Genomic DNA, 15,601 nt, shown 5'->3' with positions numbered 1-15,601 from the left:
GACGGGGCGCGCAAGGCGCCCCGCGTTATAAGCGGGCGGCGTGATGCTGAACAAATACCCTCTGTGGAAATACCTACTGATCCTGGCGGTGCTGGCGATCGGTTTTATTTATTCCGCTCCCAATCTCTATCCTGATGACCCTGCGATCCAGATCTCTGGCGCCAGCACTTCGCTGAAGGTCAATCAGGCTGACCTGGAACGCGCGAGCAAAGCGCTCACCGATGCGGGTATCCAGGTTAAAGCGGCAACCTTGGCAGCTGATGCGAAGGGCGGCTTGTTGCGCCTGACCAAGCAAGAAGACCAGTTGCCGGCCAAAGATGTCGTGCGCAAGGCCATGGGTGACGACTATGTTGTCGCGCTCAACCTGGCACAGACCACGCCAAAATGGCTGCGCAGCATTGGTGCGCACCCGATGAAGCTGGGTCTGGACTTGTCCGGTGGTGTTCACTTCCTGCTGGAAGTCGACATGGACAAGGCCCTCGACGCGCGCCTGAAAGTCTACGAAGGCGACGTGAAGAGCCTGCTGCGTAAAGAGAAGTTGCGTTATCGCAGCCTGCCGCAGCTCAACGGTGCCATCCAGCTGGGCTTCTCTGACGAGGCCGCGCGCGAACAGGCCCGTGCGCTGATCCGCAAGAACTTCAACGATTTCGACATCGTACCGGCCGACCTCAACGGTCAACCTGTACTGCGTCTGGCGATGACCCCGGCCAAGCTGGCGGAAATCCGCGAATACTCCATCAAGCAGAACTTGACCACGGTACGTAACCGCGTCAACGAACTGGGTGTGGCCGAGCCGATCGTTCAGCGCCAGGGTGCCAACCGCATCGTGGTTGAGCTGCCGGGCGTGCAGGACACCGCTGAAGCCAAGCGCATCCTCGGTAAGACAGCCAACCTGGAATTCCGTCTGGCCGCCGAGCCGGGTGCTTCCAAAGCCACTTCCGAGACCTTCGAGTTCCGTGAAGGCAACCGCCCTGCGGCGCAGATCGAGCGTGGCTTGATCATCACCGGCGACCAGGTGACTGACGCCAAGGCCGGTTTCGGCGAGCACGGTACGCCTGAAGTGAACATCCGCCTGGATGGCCACGGCGGCGAACTGATGAGCCGCGCCACGCGCAGCAACGTCGGTCGCAGCATGGCGGTGATCTTCATCGAGCAACGCCCGATCACCACCTACACCAAGCAAATGGTCAACGGCGTCGAGAAAGACGTGCCGGTGCAGACCTTCAAGGAAGAGAAGAAGATCATCAGCCTGGCGACCATCCAGTCGCCGCTGGGTGCTCAATTCCGCATCACCGGCCTGAACGGCCAGGGCGAATCGTCCGAGCTGGCCCTGCTGCTGCGTGCCGGTGGCCTGGCTGCGCCGATGTACTTCGCTGAAGAGCGCACCATCGGCCCGAGCCTGGGTGCCGACAACATCACCAAGGGTGTCGATGCGGCCTTGTGGGGCATGCTGTTCGTGTCGCTGTTCATCATCGCCATCTACCGCTTCTTCGGCATCATCGCTACCGTGGCCCTGGCGGGCAACATGGTGATGCTGCTGGCCTTGATGTCGCTGCTGGGTGCTACGCTGACCCTGCCAGGTATCGCCGGTATCGTGCTGACCATGGGTATGGCGGTGGACGCCAACGTGCTGATCTTCTCGCGGATTCGTGAAGAGATCGCCGCTGGCATGACCGTTCAGCGTGCAATCAACGAAGGCTTCGGCCGGGCATTTACCGCGATTCTCGACTCCAACCTGACCACATTGCTGGTCGGCGGGATTCTCTTTGCCATGGGTACCGGCCCGGTCAAAGGTTTTGCGGTGACCATGTCCCTCGGTATCTTTACCTCGATGTTCACGGCCATCATGGTGACCCGCGCAATGGTCAACCTGATCTTTGGCGGGCGTGACTTCAAGAAGTTGTGGATTTAAGGGGCTGCCATGTTACGTACAATCAACTTCATGGGCGTTCGCAATATTGCGTTCGGCGTCACTGTGCTCCTTACCGTTCTGGCGTTGTTCAGCTGGTTCCATAAGGGCCTTAACTACGGTCTGGACTTCACCGGCGGTACGCTCATCGAGCTGACCTACGAGAAGCCAGCCGACGTTAGCCAGGTGCGCAGCGAGCTGGTCAAGGCCGGCTATCACGAAGCCATCGTGCAGAGCTTCGGTGCGACCACCGACCTGCTGGTGCGCATGCCGGGCGAAGACCCGCAACTGGGTCATCAGGTCGCCGAGGCCTTGCAGAAGGTCGGCGGTGATAACCCAGCGTCGGTCAAGCGCGTCGAGTTCGTCGGCCCGCAAGTGGGTGAAGAGCTGCGCGACCAGGGTGGTCTCGGCATGCTGATGGCGCTCGGCGGCATCATGATCTACCTGGCTTTCCGCTTTCAGTGGAAGTTCGGGGTTGGCGCCATTGTGTCGCTGATCCATGACGTGGTGGTAACCGTGGGTATCCTGGCGTACTTCCAGATCACCTTCGACCTGACCGTACTGGCTGCCGTGCTGGCGATCATTGGTTACTCCCTCAACGACACCATCGTGGTATTCGACCGGGTTCGAGAGAACTTCCGCGTACTGCGCAAGGCGACGCTGATCGAGAACATCAACATCTCCACCACTCAGACCCTGTTGCGGACCATGGCGACGTCGATCTCCACCTTGCTGGCGATCGCGGCACTGATGATCTTTGGTGGTGACAACCTGTGGGGCTTCTCCCTGGCGCTGTTTATCGGCGTTCTGGCGGGCACCTACTCGTCGATCTACATCGCCAACGTGGTACTGATCTGGCTGAACCTCAACAGCGAAGACCTGATCCCTCCGGCCGCGACTGGCAAGGAGGTCGACGACCGCCCTTGATGGGTGAGCGTTGATTTGTTGTTACAAAGAAGGCGCGAGTATTGAACTCGCGCCTTTTTTTTTGCTCCAAGGCTGGGTATAGCGCGGATCTTTCGGTCCGTTTGTGATGGTCAGGAGGTTCAACGTGAACAAGTCGTTGCTGGTTGGTGCGGTATTGGGTGCTGTCGGTGTGACTGCCGGGGGTGCTGTTGCCACCTATAGCCTGGTAAAAAGCGGCCCTGAGTATGCGCAAGTGCTGGCGGTGCAGCCGGTGAACACCCAGATTAAGACGCCTCGCGAGGTCTGCAAGGACGTCGCAGTGACCCGGCAGAAGCCGGTGCAGGATCAACACCAGATCGTTGGTACGGTGGTCGGTGCGCTGGCGGGTGGCCTGTTGGGTAACCAGGTCGGTGGCGGTAACGGTAAGAAACTGGCCACCGTAGCCGGTGCGGTCGGTGGCGGCTACGCCGGTAACAAGGTTCAGGAAGGCATGCAGAACCGCGATACCTACACCACCACGCAAACCCGTTGTAACACCGTCAACGACATCAGCGACAAGGTTGTCGGCTATGACGTGCGTTACACCTTGGGTGGCAAGGAAGGTACGGTGCGCATGGATCGTGATCCAGGCGGTCAGATCCCGGTCGATAAAGAGGGGCGTTTGATTCTCGGTCAGAACCAGCCGTAATTCCGGGCCTGGCGCAGTTCACAATGTGGGGAGGGGGCTTGCCCCCGATGGCGGTGTGTCAGTCAGTCTATCTGTAGCTGAAACTCCGATATCCGGGGCAAGCCCCCTTCCACGGTTGGCTTGTGGTGTTGCTGGTATTTAAGTTAACGCCAAATTCCAGGCATAAAAAAAGCACCCCGAGGGGTGCTTTTTTGTGCTCGCTCGCTCGCTTAGCGCTTCAGCGAAGCCGGCAGGTGCGGCTGGATCGCCGTCAATACTGCCTTGAAGCATTTGGTGTTACCGGCAACCACGTGGCCCTTTTCTAGGAAGTCGTGACCACCAGTGAAGTCGCTCACCAGGCCGCCGGCTTCTTGGATCAGCAGCGCGCCCGCCGCCATGTCCCACTCGGACAGGCCCGATTCCCAGAATGCATCAAAACGACCGGCGGCCACGTAGGCCAGGTCCAGGCTGGCTGCACCGGCGCGGCGGATGCCGGCGGTCTGGCCAACCAGGGCGCGGAACATGCCCAGGTAGTTGTCCAGGTTGTCCATCTGGTCGTCACGGAATGGGAAGCCGGTGCCCAGCAGGGCGCCGTCCAGGCTGGTGCGGCCGCTGACGCGCAGGCGACGACCGTTCAACTGGGCTCCACGGCCACGGCTGGCGGTGAATTCTTCCTGGCGAACCGGGTCCAGCACAACGGCGTGTTCCAGGCGGCCACGGTATTTGCAGGCGATGCTCACGGCAAAGTGCGGGATGCCGCGCAGGAAGTTGGTGGTGCCATCCAGTGGGTCGATGATCCACAGGTAGTCTTCGCCTTCGCCGCTGCCTTTATGCATGCCGGTTTCTTCGCCGAGAATGCTGTGGGTAGGGTAGGCCTTGCGCAGGGCGTCGATGATTTTCTGCTCGGCGGCGCGATCCACCTCGGATACATAATCCTTGGCGTCTTTTTCGTCGACCTTGATGGTATCCAGGCGCTCGATGGAGCGGAAGATCAATTCACTGGCGCTGCGGGCGGCGCGCAGCGCGATATTCAGCATGGGCTGCATGGATGTGTCACCTAAGGTTGTTAAAGAAAGCCGAGCATTCTAGCAGAAACTTTCTTCAGGTGAAGGACGACGTGAGCTTTCATGGCATAACCTTAGGCTGTTCTGTAAGATTTGCTCCCCTTTCCCGTGTCCGAGAGCGCCTCCCTTGCTGCAAAACATTCGTGTCGTCTTGGTCAATACCAGTCATCCCGGCAATATCGGCGGGGTGGCGCGAGCCATGAAAAACATGGGGCTGACGCGCCTGGTGCTGGTCGAGCCGCGCGTGTTCCCGCACCACGAGGCCGATGCCCGTGCCTCTGGCGCCAATGACATCCTTGAAAATGCCCAGGTCGTCGCCACCCTGGAAGATGCATTGGTCGGCTGCAACCTGGTGCTTGGCACCAGCGCCCGCGACCGTCGAATCCCTTGGCCATTGCTCGATCCGCGTGAGTGCGGGACCAAAGTGGTGGAGGAAGCCGCCGGCGGCGCTGAAATCGCCCTGGTGTTCGGTCGTGAAGACTCCGGCCTGACCAACGAAGAGCTGCAGCGATGTCATTATCACGTGCATATTCCATCAGACCCCGAGTTCAGCTCGCTGAACCTCGGGGCGGCGGTGCAGGTGTTGAGTTACGAAGTGCGCATGGCCTGGCTGGCCGCTGAAGGGCAGCCGAGCAAGGTCGAGAAGGATGAAGTGGCATCGACCAAAAGTGGCGAATTGGCCACCATGGACGAGCTGGAGCGGTTCTATGAGCACCTGGAGCAAACCCTGGTGGCCATCGAATTTCTCGATCCGGAAAAACCCCGGCACTTGATGGCGCGCCTGCGTCGCCTGTACGGACGCAGCTCGGTCAGCCGAGCGGAAATGAATATATTGCGTGGCATCCTCACGGAAACCCAGAAAGCGGCCCGTGGCGAGCTTCTTAAGCGGAAGGATTAAAAATGTTCGAGCGTTTGCGAGAAGATATCCAGAGTGTTTTCCACCGGGACCCGGCGGCGCGCAATGCCTTTGAAGTGCTGACTTGCTACCCGGGCATGCATGCGATCTGGATTCATCGGCTGTCCGGTGCCTTGTGGGGCATGGGTTGGAAATGGCTGGCGCGGGTGGTGTCCAACTTTGGGCGTTGGTTGACCGGCATCGAGATTCACCCGGGCGCCAAGGTCGGCCGCCGCTTCTTCATCGACCACGGCATGGGCATCGTCATTGGCGAGACCGCCGAAATTGGTGATGACGTGACCCTGTACCAGGGCGTGACCCTGGGCGGCACCAGTTGGAATAAAGGTAAGCGCCACCCGACCCTGGAAAACGGCGTGGTGGTAGGGGCGGGCGCCAAGGTGCTTGGTCCGTTCACTGTGGGGGCTGGGGCCAAGGTCGGCTCCAATGCAGTGGTGACCAAAGCCGTGCCGCCGGGGGCAACCGTGGTTGGTATTCCAGGGCGGATCATCGTCAAGCCTGAGGTCGGTGATGAGCAGGAAGCCAAGCGTAAAGCCATGGCCGAGAAGATTGGCTTCGATGCCTACGGCGTCAGCGAAGACATGCCCGACCCGGTGGCCCGTGCCATCGGCCAGTTGCTTGACCACCTGCAAGCGGTAGACGGCAAGCTGGACGGCATGTGCGGCGCGCTGAAGGAATTGGGCAGCAGCTATTGTGCGAAAGACCTGCCTGAGCTGCGCGAAGAGGATTTCGCCGAGATCAAAGACGAAGCCGCCACCAAGGCTGGCTGAAGTCCCACGATCAGCCGAAATACCCTGTGGGAGGGGGGCTTGCTCCCGAGAGCGGTGGGTCAGTCAGCCAATACATTGACTGATCCGTCGCCATCGGGAGCAAGCCCCCTTCCGCATGTTGATCTCCATTGGTCTCTGAATTCCTGCTCGGCCCTGTTCCTGCTGTTCGTCCCCACCCCATCCTGATATTATTTGCGCGCCCTTTTTACGGCTAATCCTGACTAAAGTACTAGGTCTTATAGTTGACTTAAATACTCGGGAATCGCATACTTGCTCCCATTCTGAAACACCTTGGTACTTGTCCATGAGACTGACTACAAAAGGCCGATACGCGGTGACCGCCATGCTTGATTTGGCTTTGCACGCGCAAACTGGGCCGGTGTCCCTGGCCGATATCTCCGAGCGCCAAGGCATTTCCCTGTCCTACCTCGAACAGCTGTTCGCCAAATTGCGCCGCAGCAATCTGGTCTCCAGCGTGCGTGGGCCGGGTGGCGGCTATCAACTGTCCCGCGATATGCAGGGTATCCAGGTGGCCCAGGTGATCGACGCGGTCAACGAATCCGTCGATGCCACCAAATGCCAGGGTTTGGGTGATTGCCACGCCGGCGACACCTGCCTGACCCACCACTTGTGGTGTGACTTGAGCCTGCAGATCCATGAGTTTTTGAGTGGTATCAGCTTGGCTGATCTTGTGACTCGCCGTGAGGTGCAAGAAGTAGCCCAGCGTCAGGACCAGCGCCGTTGCAACACCAAGGCGCCGCGTCTGGACAAGATTGAAGCGTCCGCCGTCGAGTGACAGCCGAAGAGCTAACGGCACGCCAGCCAGCCTGATTTAGGAGAAAGTCCATGAAATTGCCGATTTACCTTGATTACTCAGCGACCACCCCAGTTGATCCACGTGTCGCGCAAAAGATGAGCGAATGCCTGCTGGTTGACGGAAACTTCGGCAACCCGGCGTCCCGTTCCCACGTATTTGGCTGGAAAGCCGAAGAAGCGGTTGAAAACGCTCGTCGTCAAGTCGCTGACCTGGTGGGTGCCGACCCACGCGAAATCGTCTGGACCTCCGGAGCTACCGAATCCGACAACCTGGCAATCAAGGGCGCCGCGCATTTCTACGCGACCAAAGGCAAGCACCTGATCACCACCAAGATCGAGCACAAGGCGGTCCTCGACACCATGCGCCAATTGGAGCGTGAAGGGTTCGAAGTCACCTACCTCGAGCCGACCACCGACGGTATCGTGACGCCGGCGATGATCGAAGCGGCGATGCGTGATGACACCATCCTGGTTTCCGTGATCCACGTGAACAACGAAATCGGCACCATCAACGACATCGTGGCCATCGGCGAGCTGACCCGCTCCAAAGGTGTGTTGCTGCACGTCGACGCTGCTCAGTCCACCGGCAAGGTCGACATCGACCTGTCGAAGCTGAAAGTCGACCTGATGTCGTTCTCGGCGCACAAAACCTACGGTCCTAAAGGCATCGGTGCCCTGTACGTGAGCCGCAAACCTCGCGTGCGCATCGAAGCCACCATGCACGGTGGCGGTCACGAGCGCGGCATGCGTTCGGGCACCCTGGCGACCCACCAGATCGTTGGTATGGGCGAAGCATTCCGCGTAGCCAAGGAAGACATGGCTGCCGAAAACGTGCGCATCAAGGCTCTGAGCGATCGCTTCTACAAGCAGGTCGAAAACCTTGAAGAGCTGTACATCAATGGCAGCATGACTGCCCGTGTACCGCACAACCTGAATTTGAGCTTCAACTACGTCGAAGGCGAGTCGCTGATCATGGCGCTCAAGGACCTGGCGGTTTCGTCCGGTTCGGCCTGCACCTCGGCCTCCCTTGAGCCGTCCTACGTGCTGCGCGCCCTTGGCCGCAACGACGAACTGGCGCACAGCTCGATCCGCTTTACGTTTGGCCGTTTCACCACCGAAGAAGAAGTCGACTACGCCGCGCAGAAAGTCTGCGAGGCCGTCACCAAGCTGCGCACCTTGTCGCCGCTCTGGGATATGTACAAAGACGGCATCGATATTTCCAAGATCGAGTGGGCGGCACACTAACTATAGAAGCCGCCACCCCGGCTCTGTAGGAACGTGGCGGAAAACGCAGGCGTTTTTACAGGGCTCCAGAGCGGCCCTGATGAGTGAGGATTCAGTACCATGGCTTACAGCGAAAAGGTCATTGACCACTACGAAAACCCGCGCAACGTCGGCAAGATGGATGCGGAAGACCCTGATGTCGGCACCGGCATGGTCGGCGCTCCGGCGTGCGGCGATGTGATGCGCCTGCAGATCAAAGTCAATGAGGCGGGCGTTATCGAAGACGCCAAGTTCAAGACTTACGGCTGCGGTTCGGCTATCGCCTCCAGCTCCCTGGCGACCGAATGGATGAAAGGCAAGACCCTGGATGAGGCTGTGACTATCAGCAACACCCAACTGGCCGAAGAACTGGCTCTGCCGCCAGTGAAAATCCACTGCTCCGTGCTCGCAGAAGACGCCATCAAGGCCGCCGTTCGTGACTACAAGCAGAAGAAAGGCTTGATCTAAGCATTTGGCGACGAGTAAGGAGTCAACGATGGCTATCAGCATGACAGAAGCGGCTGCGCGGCACGTGCGACGCTCCCTGGATGGGCGCGGTAAAGGTGAGGGGATTCGTCTGGGTGTTCGCACCACGGGCTGTTCCGGCCTTGCCTATGTGCTGGAGTTTGTCGACGAGGTGGTGGGGGAAGATCAGGTGTTCGAAAGTCACGGCGAGAAAGTGATCATCGACCCGAAAAGCCTGACCTACCTGGACGGCACCGAACTCGATTTCGTCAAGGAAGGGTTGAACGAAGGCTTCAAGTTCAACAACCCCAACGTGCGCGGTGAATGTGGCTGCGGCGAAAGCTTCAACATCTGAGGCTACTTGTGGGCAATCCTTGTCATTTCGCTTTATTCGAGCTGCAGCCGAGCTTTCGGCTGGACCTCGAGCAGCTTGCCACGCGCTACCGTGAATTGGCGCGTGGCGTGCATCCGGACCGCTTCGCTGACGCTTCCGAGCGCGAGCAACGCCTGGCGCTGGAGCAATCGGCCAGCCTCAACGAAGCCTATCAGACGCTCAAAAGCCCCCCCAAGCGCGCGCGTTACCTGCTCGCGATGAATGGTGGTGAGTTGCCGCTGGAAGTCACGGTGCACGATCCGGACTTTCTGATGCAGCAGATGCAGTTGCGCGAAGAGCTCGAAGACTTGCAGGACGAAGCCGATCTGGCGGGTGTCGCGGTCTTCAAGCGGCGTCTGAAAGTGGCTCAGGATGCGCTCTACGAAAGCTTCGCAGCCTGTTGGGATGATGCAGCGCAACGTGAGCAGGCAGAACGCCTGATGCGGCGCATGCAGTTCCTCGACAAGCTCACCTACGAAGTGCGCCAGTTAGAAGAGCGCCTCGACGATTAACCCAGCGCTGCCCATGTTGCACGCCTGAAAGACAGATAAGACCTGATTACCATGGCCCTACTGCAGATCGCCGAACCCGGCCAAAGTCCTCAACCGCACCAGCGTCGCCTGGCGGTCGGAATCGACTTGGGCACCACCAATTCCCTGGTCGCCGCCTTGCGCAGCGGCCTGTCCGAGCCGCTGCCCGATGCTGATGGCCAGGTGATCCTGCCGTCGGCAGTGCGCTATCACGCTGATCACACCGAAGTCGGTGAGTCGGCCAAGCGGGCAGCCTCTACCGATCCATTGAACACCGTGCTGTCGGTCAAGCGCTTGATGGGTCGTGGGTTGTCCGACGTCAAGCAATTGGGTGACCAGTTGCCGTACCGCTTTGTTGGCGGTGAGTCGCACATGCCGTTCATCGACACCGTCCAGGGCCCGAAAAGCCCGGTGGAAGTGTCGGCCGATATCCTCAAGGTGCTGCGCCAGCGCGCGGAAACCACCTTGGGCGGCGAACTGGTCGGCGCGGTAATTACGGTTCCAGCCTACTTTGATGACGCTCAGCGCCAAGCCACCAAGGATGCGGCGAAGCTCGCCGGCCTGAACGTGCTGCGTCTGCTCAATGAGCCGACCGCTGCTGCCGTGGCTTACGGCTTGGATCAGCATGCCGAAGGCTTGGTCGCAATTTACGACCTGGGCGGCGGCACCTTTGATATTTCAATCCTGCGCCTGACTGGCGGTGTCTTTGAGGTGTTGGCCACTGGTGGTGATACGGCCCTGGGCGGCGATGACTTCGACCACGCGATCGCCGGTTGGATCATCAACAGTGCCGGTTTGTCCGCTGACCTAGACCCCGGCGAGCAGCGCCATCTGCTGCAAACCGCCTGTGCCGCCAAGGAAGCCCTGACTGGCGCGGTCTCTGTTGACGTTTCCTACGGCAATTGGTCGGCCCAGCTGACCCGTGAAGCCTTCGATTCGTTGATCGAGCCGATGGTCGCCCGCAGCCTCAAGGCTTGCCGCCGCGCCGTGCGTGATTCCGGTGTTGAGTTGGAAGATGTCGCTGCCGTGGTGATGGTCGGTGGTTCGACCCGTGTGCCGCGCGTTCGCGACGCTGTTGCCGAAGCGTTTGGCCGTCAGCCGCTGACTGAAATCGATCCGGATCAAGTGGTGGCCATTGGTGCCGCGATCCAGGCCGATACCCTGGCAGGCAACAAGCGCGACGGTGGCGAACTGCTGCTGCTCGACGTGATTCCGTTGTCCCTGGGGCTGGAAACCATGGGTGGCCTGATGGAGAAGGTGATTCCACGCAACACCACCATCCCCGTCGCCCGCGCCCAGGACTTCACCACTTACAAAGATGGCCAGACGGCCATGATGATTCATGTGCTGCAAGGCGAGCGTGAGCTGATCAGCGACTGCCGCTCCCTGGCACGCTTTGAATTGCGCGGTATCCCGGCGATGGTTGCGGGTGCGGCGAAAATTCGCGTGACCTTCCAGGTCGACGCTGATGGCCTGCTCAGCGTGGCTGCGCGTGAATTGGGCTCGGGCGTTGAAGCCAGCATCCAGGTCAAGCCGTCCTACGGTCTGACCGATGGCGAAATCGCCAAGATGCTCAAGGATTCGTTCCAGTATGCCGGTGACGACAAGGTCGCCCGCGTACTGCGTGAGCAGCAAGTCGATGCCCGGCGCCTGCTCGAAGCGGTGCAGGGCGCACTGGAGGTCGACGGCGAACGCCTGCTGGATGCTGAAGAGCGCATGGTCATCGACCTGCAGATGCAGGAGCTGGCCGAATTGATGAAAGGCTCCGATGGCTATGCCATCGAGCAGCAGACCAAGCGCTTGTCGCAAGTGACCGATGCCTTCGCCGCCCGCCGCATGAACCAGACGGTAAAAGCCGCCCTGGCGGGCCGCAACCTGAATGAAATTGAGGAATAATTGATGCCGCAGGTCATTTTTCTGCCACACGCCGAGCATTGCCCGGACGGTATGGTCGTGGAGGCTGAGACCGGCAAGTCCATCCTCGAAGTTGCCCATGAGCACCACATCGAAATCGAGAGTGCGTGCGGTGGTGTCTGCGCTTGCACCACTTGCCACTGCATTATTCGCGAGGGTTTCGACTCTCTGGAAGAGGCGGACGAGTTGGAAGAAGACTTTCTTGACCGTGCCTGGGGCCTGGAGCCGACTTCTCGCCTAAGCTGTCAGGCCAAGGTCGGGACTGAAGACATCACCGTCGAAATTCCGAAATATTCGCTCAACCATGCGGCCGAAGCGGCGCACTGACTGGTGGTACTGTCATGAGTTACGGTTGGAATGATGTGCAGCGCATTGCTGAAGAACTGGCTGAAGCCAAGCCGGATGTGAGCCCGCTGATGGTCAACTTCGTCGACCTGCAGCAGTGGATCATGGAGCTTCCCGATTTCGACAATACTTCTGGCCGTTGCGGCGAGAAGGTCTTGGAAGCGGTCCAGGCTCTCTGGATCGAAGAAATAGACTGATCATCCCCGCAGGTTAGGCAATACCCAAGAACCCGCGTATAATTCGCGGGTTTAATTTTTCGTAAATTACCGTTTCTGGAGTTACACCATGGCTGTTCAACGTACTTTCTCCATCATCAAGCCTGACGCTGTTGCAAAAAACGTCATCGGCGAGATCACCACTCGTTTCGAAAAAGCCGGCCTGAAGGTTGTAGCTTCGAAACTCAAGCAACTGTCCAAGGCTGAAGCTGAAGGCTTCTACGCTGAGCACAGCGCTCGTGGCTTCTTCGGCGACCTGGTTGCCTTCATGATCTCCGGTCCTGTTGTTGTTCAGGTTCTGGAAGGCGAAAACGCTATCGCTCTGAACCGTGAGCTGATGGGCGCTACCAACCCTAAAGAAGCCGCTGCCGGCACCATCCGTGCTGATTTCGCTGATTCCATCGACGCCAACGCTGTACACGGTTCTGACTCCGAAGCCGCTGCTGCTCGCGAAATCTCGTACTTCTTCGCAGCTACTGAAGTAACCACTCGCTAAGCATTGGCTTAAGAGTGAAGGTGAATCCATGACTACATCGACTGTAAAAACCAACCTGCTGGGTCTGACTCAGCAGGAAATGGAAAAATTCTTCGACTCAATCGGGGAGAAGCGTTTCCGTGCCGGTCAGGTAATGAAGTGGATTCACCACTTTGGTGTCGACGATTTCGACGCCATGACGAACGTCAGCAAGGCCCTGCGCGACAAGCTCAAGGTTATTGCCGAGGTCCGTGGTCCCGAGGTTGTCAGCGAGGACATCTCCAGCGACGGCACCCGTAAGTGGGTGGTGCGCGTGGCGTCCGGCAGTTGCGTCGAGACCGTCTACATTCCCCAGGGCAAACGTGGCACCTTGTGCGTTTCGTCCCAGGCAGGCTGTGCCCTGGACTGCAGTTTCTGCTCCACCGGCAAGCAAGGCTTCAATAGCAACCTCACCGCCGCCGAAGTCATCGGCCAGGTGTGGATTGCCAACAAATCCTTTGGCAGCGTCCCGGCAACCGTCGACCGTGCCATCACCAACGTGGTGATGATGGGCATGGGTGAGCCGCTGCTGAACTTCGATAACGTCATCGCCGCCATGCACCTGATGATGGACGACCTGGGCTACGGCATCTCCAAGCGCCGTGTGACCCTGTCGACTTCCGGCGTGGTACCGATGATCGATGAGCTGTCCAAGCACATCGACGTCTCCCTGGCGTTATCGCTGCACGCACCCAATGACGCATTGCGTAACCAATTGGTGCCGATCAACAAGAAGTATCCGCTTAAGATGCTGCTCGAGTCTTGCCAGCGTTACATGGCGACCTTGGGCGAGAAGCGCGTGTTGACCATTGAGTACACTATGCTCAAGGACATCAACGACAAGGTCGAGCACGCGGTCGAGATGATCGAACTGCTCAAGAACACCCCGTGCAAGATCAACCTGATTCCTTTCAACCCGTTTCCACATTCTGGCTACGAGCGGCCGAGCAACAACGCCATCCGCCGTTTCCAGGATCAACTGCACCAGGCCGGCTACAACGTCACCGTGCGCACCACCCGTGGTGAAGACATCGACGCCGCTTGTGGCCAATTGGTAGGACAGGTGCTGGATCGCACCCGTCGCAGCGAACGTTATATCGCGGTGCGCGAACTGAGCGCCGCCGACGATATGCCGCAAAGCACTGCGACTCGAACCTGAGAGAGGATCTCTATGCCCTTGCGCCTTGCGCTGCTATTGCTTGTTACCGGTCTCGCGGCCGGTTGTGTTTCTTCGGGCCATGACAGCCCTTTGCAAACCGGCAAGGGTCGTGAAGAGGCGCGAGTGGCTTATGTGCAACTGGGCTTGGGTTACCTGCGCCAAGGCATGAGCGAGCAGGCCAAGGTGCCGCTGAAGAGGGCTCTTGAGCTGGATAGCGACGATGCCGACGCCAATGGCGCACTGGCCCTGGTGTTCCAGGCCCAGGCCGAGCCTGAGCTGGCCGATCAGTATTTCAACAAGGCCCTGGCTTCGCGCCCTGCCGATCCACGGCTGCTGAATAATTACGGCAGCTTCCTGTTCGAACAGAAACGCTATGAACAGGCGTCCCTTTATTTCCAGCAAGCCTGCGCCGATACCCTCTACCCAGAGCGGTCGCGGGTGTTCGAGAACCTTGGGGTGGCTTCCAAGCGTCTCGGCCAGCGTGATATCGCGCGCCAGCACCTGGAAAAAGCCCTGCACCTGAACAGTCGCCAGCCTCGCGCCTTGCTCGAAATGGCTGAGTTGTCTTACGAAGACAGGCATTATGTGCCGGCACGTGACTATTACGAGCGTTTTAGCCTGCTCAGCGGGCAAAATGCACGTAGTCTATTGCTCGGAGTGCGCCTGGCGACGGTTCATGAAGAACGCGACACGGCCGCACGTTATGGCCAGCAACTCGAACGACTCTATCCCGGTACCCCGGAATATCAGCAATACCTGTCGGAGCAATGATGAAAGCGGCGCACCCGGAAGTTGTAGCAGCTAATCGCGTAAACCCAGGCGACACCTTGCGTCAGGCCCGCGAAAGCAATGGTTGGTCTCTGGCGGAAGTGGCCCTCAAGCTCAATTTGACCACCACGTCCCTGGGCAACCTGGAAGCCGGCGCGTTCGACAAGCTGCCTGGGCATACCTTCGCCCGCGGCTATATCCGCGCCTACGCCAAATTACTGGGTATCGACCAGACCATATTGGTCCAGCAATTCGACCAGTTCACCGGCACCGACTCCCAGGGCAGCAATGTCCATGGTCTGGGGCGCATCGAAGAGCCGGTGCGGGTGTCCCACACGATCCTGCGCATCGTCAGCCTGTTGTTGCTGATCGCCGTGATTGGTGGCGGCTTCGTCTGGTGGCAGGACCAAGCCTCCCAGCGCACCAAGGACTTGACCAGCAACGCTCTGGAGCACGTCGAAGTCGAAAGCGCCGACGGCACCACGCAGATTCACCCATTGGACGAGCCGGAAGACCAGGCTGTCGCCGAAGGCCAGGCTGCGCCTGAAGCGCCAGTGACTGCCGAGCAACCCGCAGTGGAATCGGCCCCGGCGGCCATCGCTGCGGTGCCGGCTCCAGCTGTACCGGCGCATACCCCGGTCGTACCGCCTGCAACGGCGCACACCCCGGCTGCACCTGTGGCGCCGGCCGCTCCTGTGCAGACGCCAGCGCCTACCGCCCCTGCGGCGCCCGCGATTTCGCCGCCGACCACGCCTGTGTTGATCGCCGGTGACGGGCGCGTACATATTACTTTCGTCGCTGACTGCTGGACGCAACTCACCGATGGCAATGGCAAAGTGCTGTTTAGCGGTATGAAGCGTAAGGGAGATACGCTCGACCAGGGCGGCAAGCCTCCTTTGACGCTGCGTCTGGGCTTTGCCCGTGGTGCGCAAGTGGCCTACAACGGCCAGCTTGTCGACGTAGCGCCGTTCACCAGTGGCGAAACTGCTCGCCTGAAGTTGGGACAATAG

At 59.5% G+C, this 15,601-nt stretch carries 18 protein-coding genes; 17 read left to right on the top strand and 1 reads right to left on the bottom strand.

What is annotated here, in order from left to right:
• Positions 1–43 precede the first annotated feature (43 nt).
• The 3 genes from secD (at position 44) to P3S72_RS25080 (ending at position 3,503) form a co-directional block, all read left to right on the top strand.
• Positions 44–1,912, top strand: a complete 1,869-nt coding sequence (gene secD, locus P3S72_RS25090) for a protein translocase subunit SecD (protein WP_247399230.1) — start codon at positions 44–46, stop codon at positions 1,910–1,912.
• 9 nt (positions 1,913–1,921) lie between these two features.
• Positions 1,922–2,836 (top strand): protein translocase subunit SecF, encoded by a 915-nt coding sequence (gene secF, locus P3S72_RS25085; protein ID WP_247399227.1) that lies wholly within the window; start codon positions 1,922–1,924, stop codon positions 2,834–2,836.
• Positions 2,837–2,960: 124 nt separating this feature from the next.
• Positions 2,961–3,503 (top strand): glycine zipper 2TM domain-containing protein, encoded by a 543-nt coding sequence (locus P3S72_RS25080; protein ID WP_276194748.1) that lies wholly within the window; start codon positions 2,961–2,963, stop codon positions 3,501–3,503.
• Between the two features lie 209 nt (positions 3,504–3,712).
• Here the strand turns inward: P3S72_RS25080 and suhB are convergent, their stop codons facing one another.
• A complete protein-coding gene (suhB, locus tag P3S72_RS25075; protein WP_276194746.1) occupies positions 3,713–4,528 on the bottom strand; it encodes an inositol-phosphate phosphatase in 816 nt (271 codons plus the stop codon).
• 145 nt (positions 4,529–4,673) lie between these two features.
• Here suhB and trmJ point away from each other — a divergent pair, with 145 nt between their 5' ends.
• The 14 genes from trmJ to P3S72_RS25005 all read left to right on the top strand — a co-directional run bounded on the left by trmJ (position 4,674) and on the right by P3S72_RS25005 (position 15,601).
• A complete protein-coding gene (gene trmJ / locus P3S72_RS25070; protein ID WP_276194745.1) occupies positions 4,674–5,444 on the top strand; it encodes a tRNA (cytosine(32)/uridine(32)-2'-O)-methyltransferase TrmJ in 771 nt (256 codons plus the stop codon).
• A gap of 2 nt (positions 5,445–5,446) precedes the next feature.
• Positions 5,447–6,229: a serine O-acetyltransferase gene (gene cysE / locus P3S72_RS25065; protein WP_247399826.1), complete on the top strand. Its 783-nt coding sequence runs from the start codon at positions 5,447–5,449 to the stop codon at positions 6,227–6,229.
• A 304-nt stretch (positions 6,230–6,533) separates the two neighbouring features.
• The gene (iscR, locus tag P3S72_RS25060) at positions 6,534–7,025 is read left to right on the top strand and encodes a Fe-S cluster assembly transcriptional regulator IscR (RefSeq protein WP_003194020.1); all 492 of its coding nucleotides are present in this window, start codon (positions 6,534–6,536) and stop codon (positions 7,023–7,025) included.
• Between the two features lie 50 nt (positions 7,026–7,075).
• Positions 7,076–8,290 carry an IscS subfamily cysteine desulfurase gene (locus P3S72_RS25055; protein WP_276194736.1) on the top strand — a complete coding sequence of 405 codons (1,215 nt, stop codon included), beginning with the start codon at positions 7,076–7,078 and terminating at the stop codon, positions 8,288–8,290.
• Positions 8,291–8,389: 99 nt separating this feature from the next.
• Positions 8,390–8,776, top strand: a complete 387-nt coding sequence (gene iscU / locus P3S72_RS25050; RefSeq protein WP_010565229.1) for a Fe-S cluster assembly scaffold IscU — start codon at positions 8,390–8,392, stop codon at positions 8,774–8,776.
• A 28-nt stretch (positions 8,777–8,804) separates the two neighbouring features.
• Positions 8,805–9,128: an iron-sulfur cluster assembly protein IscA gene (gene iscA, locus P3S72_RS25045; RefSeq protein ID WP_276194733.1), complete on the top strand. Its 324-nt coding sequence runs from the start codon at positions 8,805–8,807 to the stop codon at positions 9,126–9,128.
• An 8-nt stretch (positions 9,129–9,136) separates the two neighbouring features.
• Positions 9,137–9,658 carry a co-chaperone HscB gene (gene hscB / locus P3S72_RS25040; RefSeq protein ID WP_276194731.1) on the top strand — a complete coding sequence of 174 codons (522 nt, stop codon included), beginning with the start codon at positions 9,137–9,139 and terminating at the stop codon, positions 9,656–9,658.
• A 51-nt stretch (positions 9,659–9,709) separates the two neighbouring features.
• A complete protein-coding gene (gene hscA / locus P3S72_RS25035; RefSeq protein WP_276194729.1) occupies positions 9,710–11,572 on the top strand; it encodes a Fe-S protein assembly chaperone HscA in 1,863 nt (620 codons plus the stop codon).
• Between the two features lie 3 nt (positions 11,573–11,575).
• Positions 11,576–11,917, top strand: a complete 342-nt coding sequence (gene fdx, locus P3S72_RS25030) for an ISC system 2Fe-2S type ferredoxin (RefSeq protein WP_247399833.1) — start codon at positions 11,576–11,578, stop codon at positions 11,915–11,917.
• Positions 11,918–11,931: 14 nt separating this feature from the next.
• A complete protein-coding gene (gene iscX / locus P3S72_RS25025; RefSeq protein ID WP_276194727.1) occupies positions 11,932–12,132 on the top strand; it encodes a Fe-S cluster assembly protein IscX in 201 nt (66 codons plus the stop codon).
• An 88-nt stretch (positions 12,133–12,220) separates the two neighbouring features.
• Positions 12,221–12,646, top strand: a complete 426-nt coding sequence (gene ndk, locus P3S72_RS25020; protein WP_017846179.1) for a nucleoside-diphosphate kinase — start codon at positions 12,221–12,223, stop codon at positions 12,644–12,646.
• Positions 12,647–12,674: 28 nt separating this feature from the next.
• Positions 12,675–13,823 carry a 23S rRNA (adenine(2503)-C(2))-methyltransferase RlmN gene (gene rlmN / locus P3S72_RS25015; RefSeq protein WP_276194724.1) on the top strand — a complete coding sequence of 383 codons (1,149 nt, stop codon included), beginning with the start codon at positions 12,675–12,677 and terminating at the stop codon, positions 13,821–13,823.
• Between the two features lie 12 nt (positions 13,824–13,835).
• A complete protein-coding gene (gene pilW / locus P3S72_RS25010; protein WP_276194723.1) occupies positions 13,836–14,594 on the top strand; it encodes a type IV pilus biogenesis/stability protein PilW in 759 nt (252 codons plus the stop codon).
• Positions 14,594–15,601 (top strand): RodZ family helix-turn-helix domain-containing protein, encoded by a 1,008-nt coding sequence (locus P3S72_RS25005; protein WP_276194722.1) that lies wholly within the window; start codon positions 14,594–14,596, stop codon positions 15,599–15,601. The genes pilW and P3S72_RS25005 overlap by 1 nt, the downstream gene beginning before the upstream one ends.

Source organism: Pseudomonas sp. D3 (assembly GCF_029320995.1).
In the GTDB taxonomy this organism is placed as follows: domain Bacteria; phylum Pseudomonadota; class Gammaproteobacteria; order Pseudomonadales; family Pseudomonadaceae; genus Aquipseudomonas; species Aquipseudomonas paraveronii.
Note: the sequence above shows the minus strand (reverse complement) of the source record. Positions and strands in the feature narration are given on the sequence as shown.

Bases quoted from the DNA above. Each gene is read 5' to 3' on its own strand.
- secD (WP_247399230.1), top strand. From the start codon at position 44: ATGCTGAACAAATACCCTCTGTGGAAATACCTACTGATCCTGGCGGTG.
- secF (WP_247399227.1), top strand. From the start codon at position 1,922: ATGTTACGTACAATCAACTTCATGGGCGTTCGCAATATTGCGTTCGGC.
- suhB (WP_276194746.1), bottom strand. From the start codon at position 4,528: ATGCAGCCCATGCTGAATATCGCGCTGCGCGCCGCCCGCAGCGCCAGT.
- cysE (WP_247399826.1), top strand. From the start codon at position 5,447: ATGTTCGAGCGTTTGCGAGAAGATATCCAGAGTGTTTTCCACCGGGAC.
- iscR (WP_003194020.1), top strand. From the start codon at position 6,534: ATGAGACTGACTACAAAAGGCCGATACGCGGTGACCGCCATGCTTGAT.
- P3S72_RS25055 (WP_276194736.1), top strand. From the start codon at position 7,076: ATGAAATTGCCGATTTACCTTGATTACTCAGCGACCACCCCAGTTGAT.
- iscU (WP_010565229.1), top strand. From the start codon at position 8,390: ATGGCTTACAGCGAAAAGGTCATTGACCACTACGAAAACCCGCGCAAC.
- iscA (WP_276194733.1), top strand. From the start codon at position 8,805: ATGGCTATCAGCATGACAGAAGCGGCTGCGCGGCACGTGCGACGCTCC.
- hscA (WP_276194729.1), top strand. From the start codon at position 9,710: ATGGCCCTACTGCAGATCGCCGAACCCGGCCAAAGTCCTCAACCGCAC.
- fdx (WP_247399833.1), top strand. From the start codon at position 11,576: ATGCCGCAGGTCATTTTTCTGCCACACGCCGAGCATTGCCCGGACGGT.
- iscX (WP_276194727.1), top strand. From the start codon at position 11,932: ATGAGTTACGGTTGGAATGATGTGCAGCGCATTGCTGAAGAACTGGCT.
- ndk (WP_017846179.1), top strand. From the start codon at position 12,221: ATGGCTGTTCAACGTACTTTCTCCATCATCAAGCCTGACGCTGTTGCA.
- rlmN (WP_276194724.1), top strand. From the start codon at position 12,675: ATGACTACATCGACTGTAAAAACCAACCTGCTGGGTCTGACTCAGCAG.
- pilW (WP_276194723.1), top strand. From the start codon at position 13,836: ATGCCCTTGCGCCTTGCGCTGCTATTGCTTGTTACCGGTCTCGCGGCC.
- P3S72_RS25005 (WP_276194722.1), top strand. From the start codon at position 14,594: ATGAAAGCGGCGCACCCGGAAGTTGTAGCAGCTAATCGCGTAAACCCA.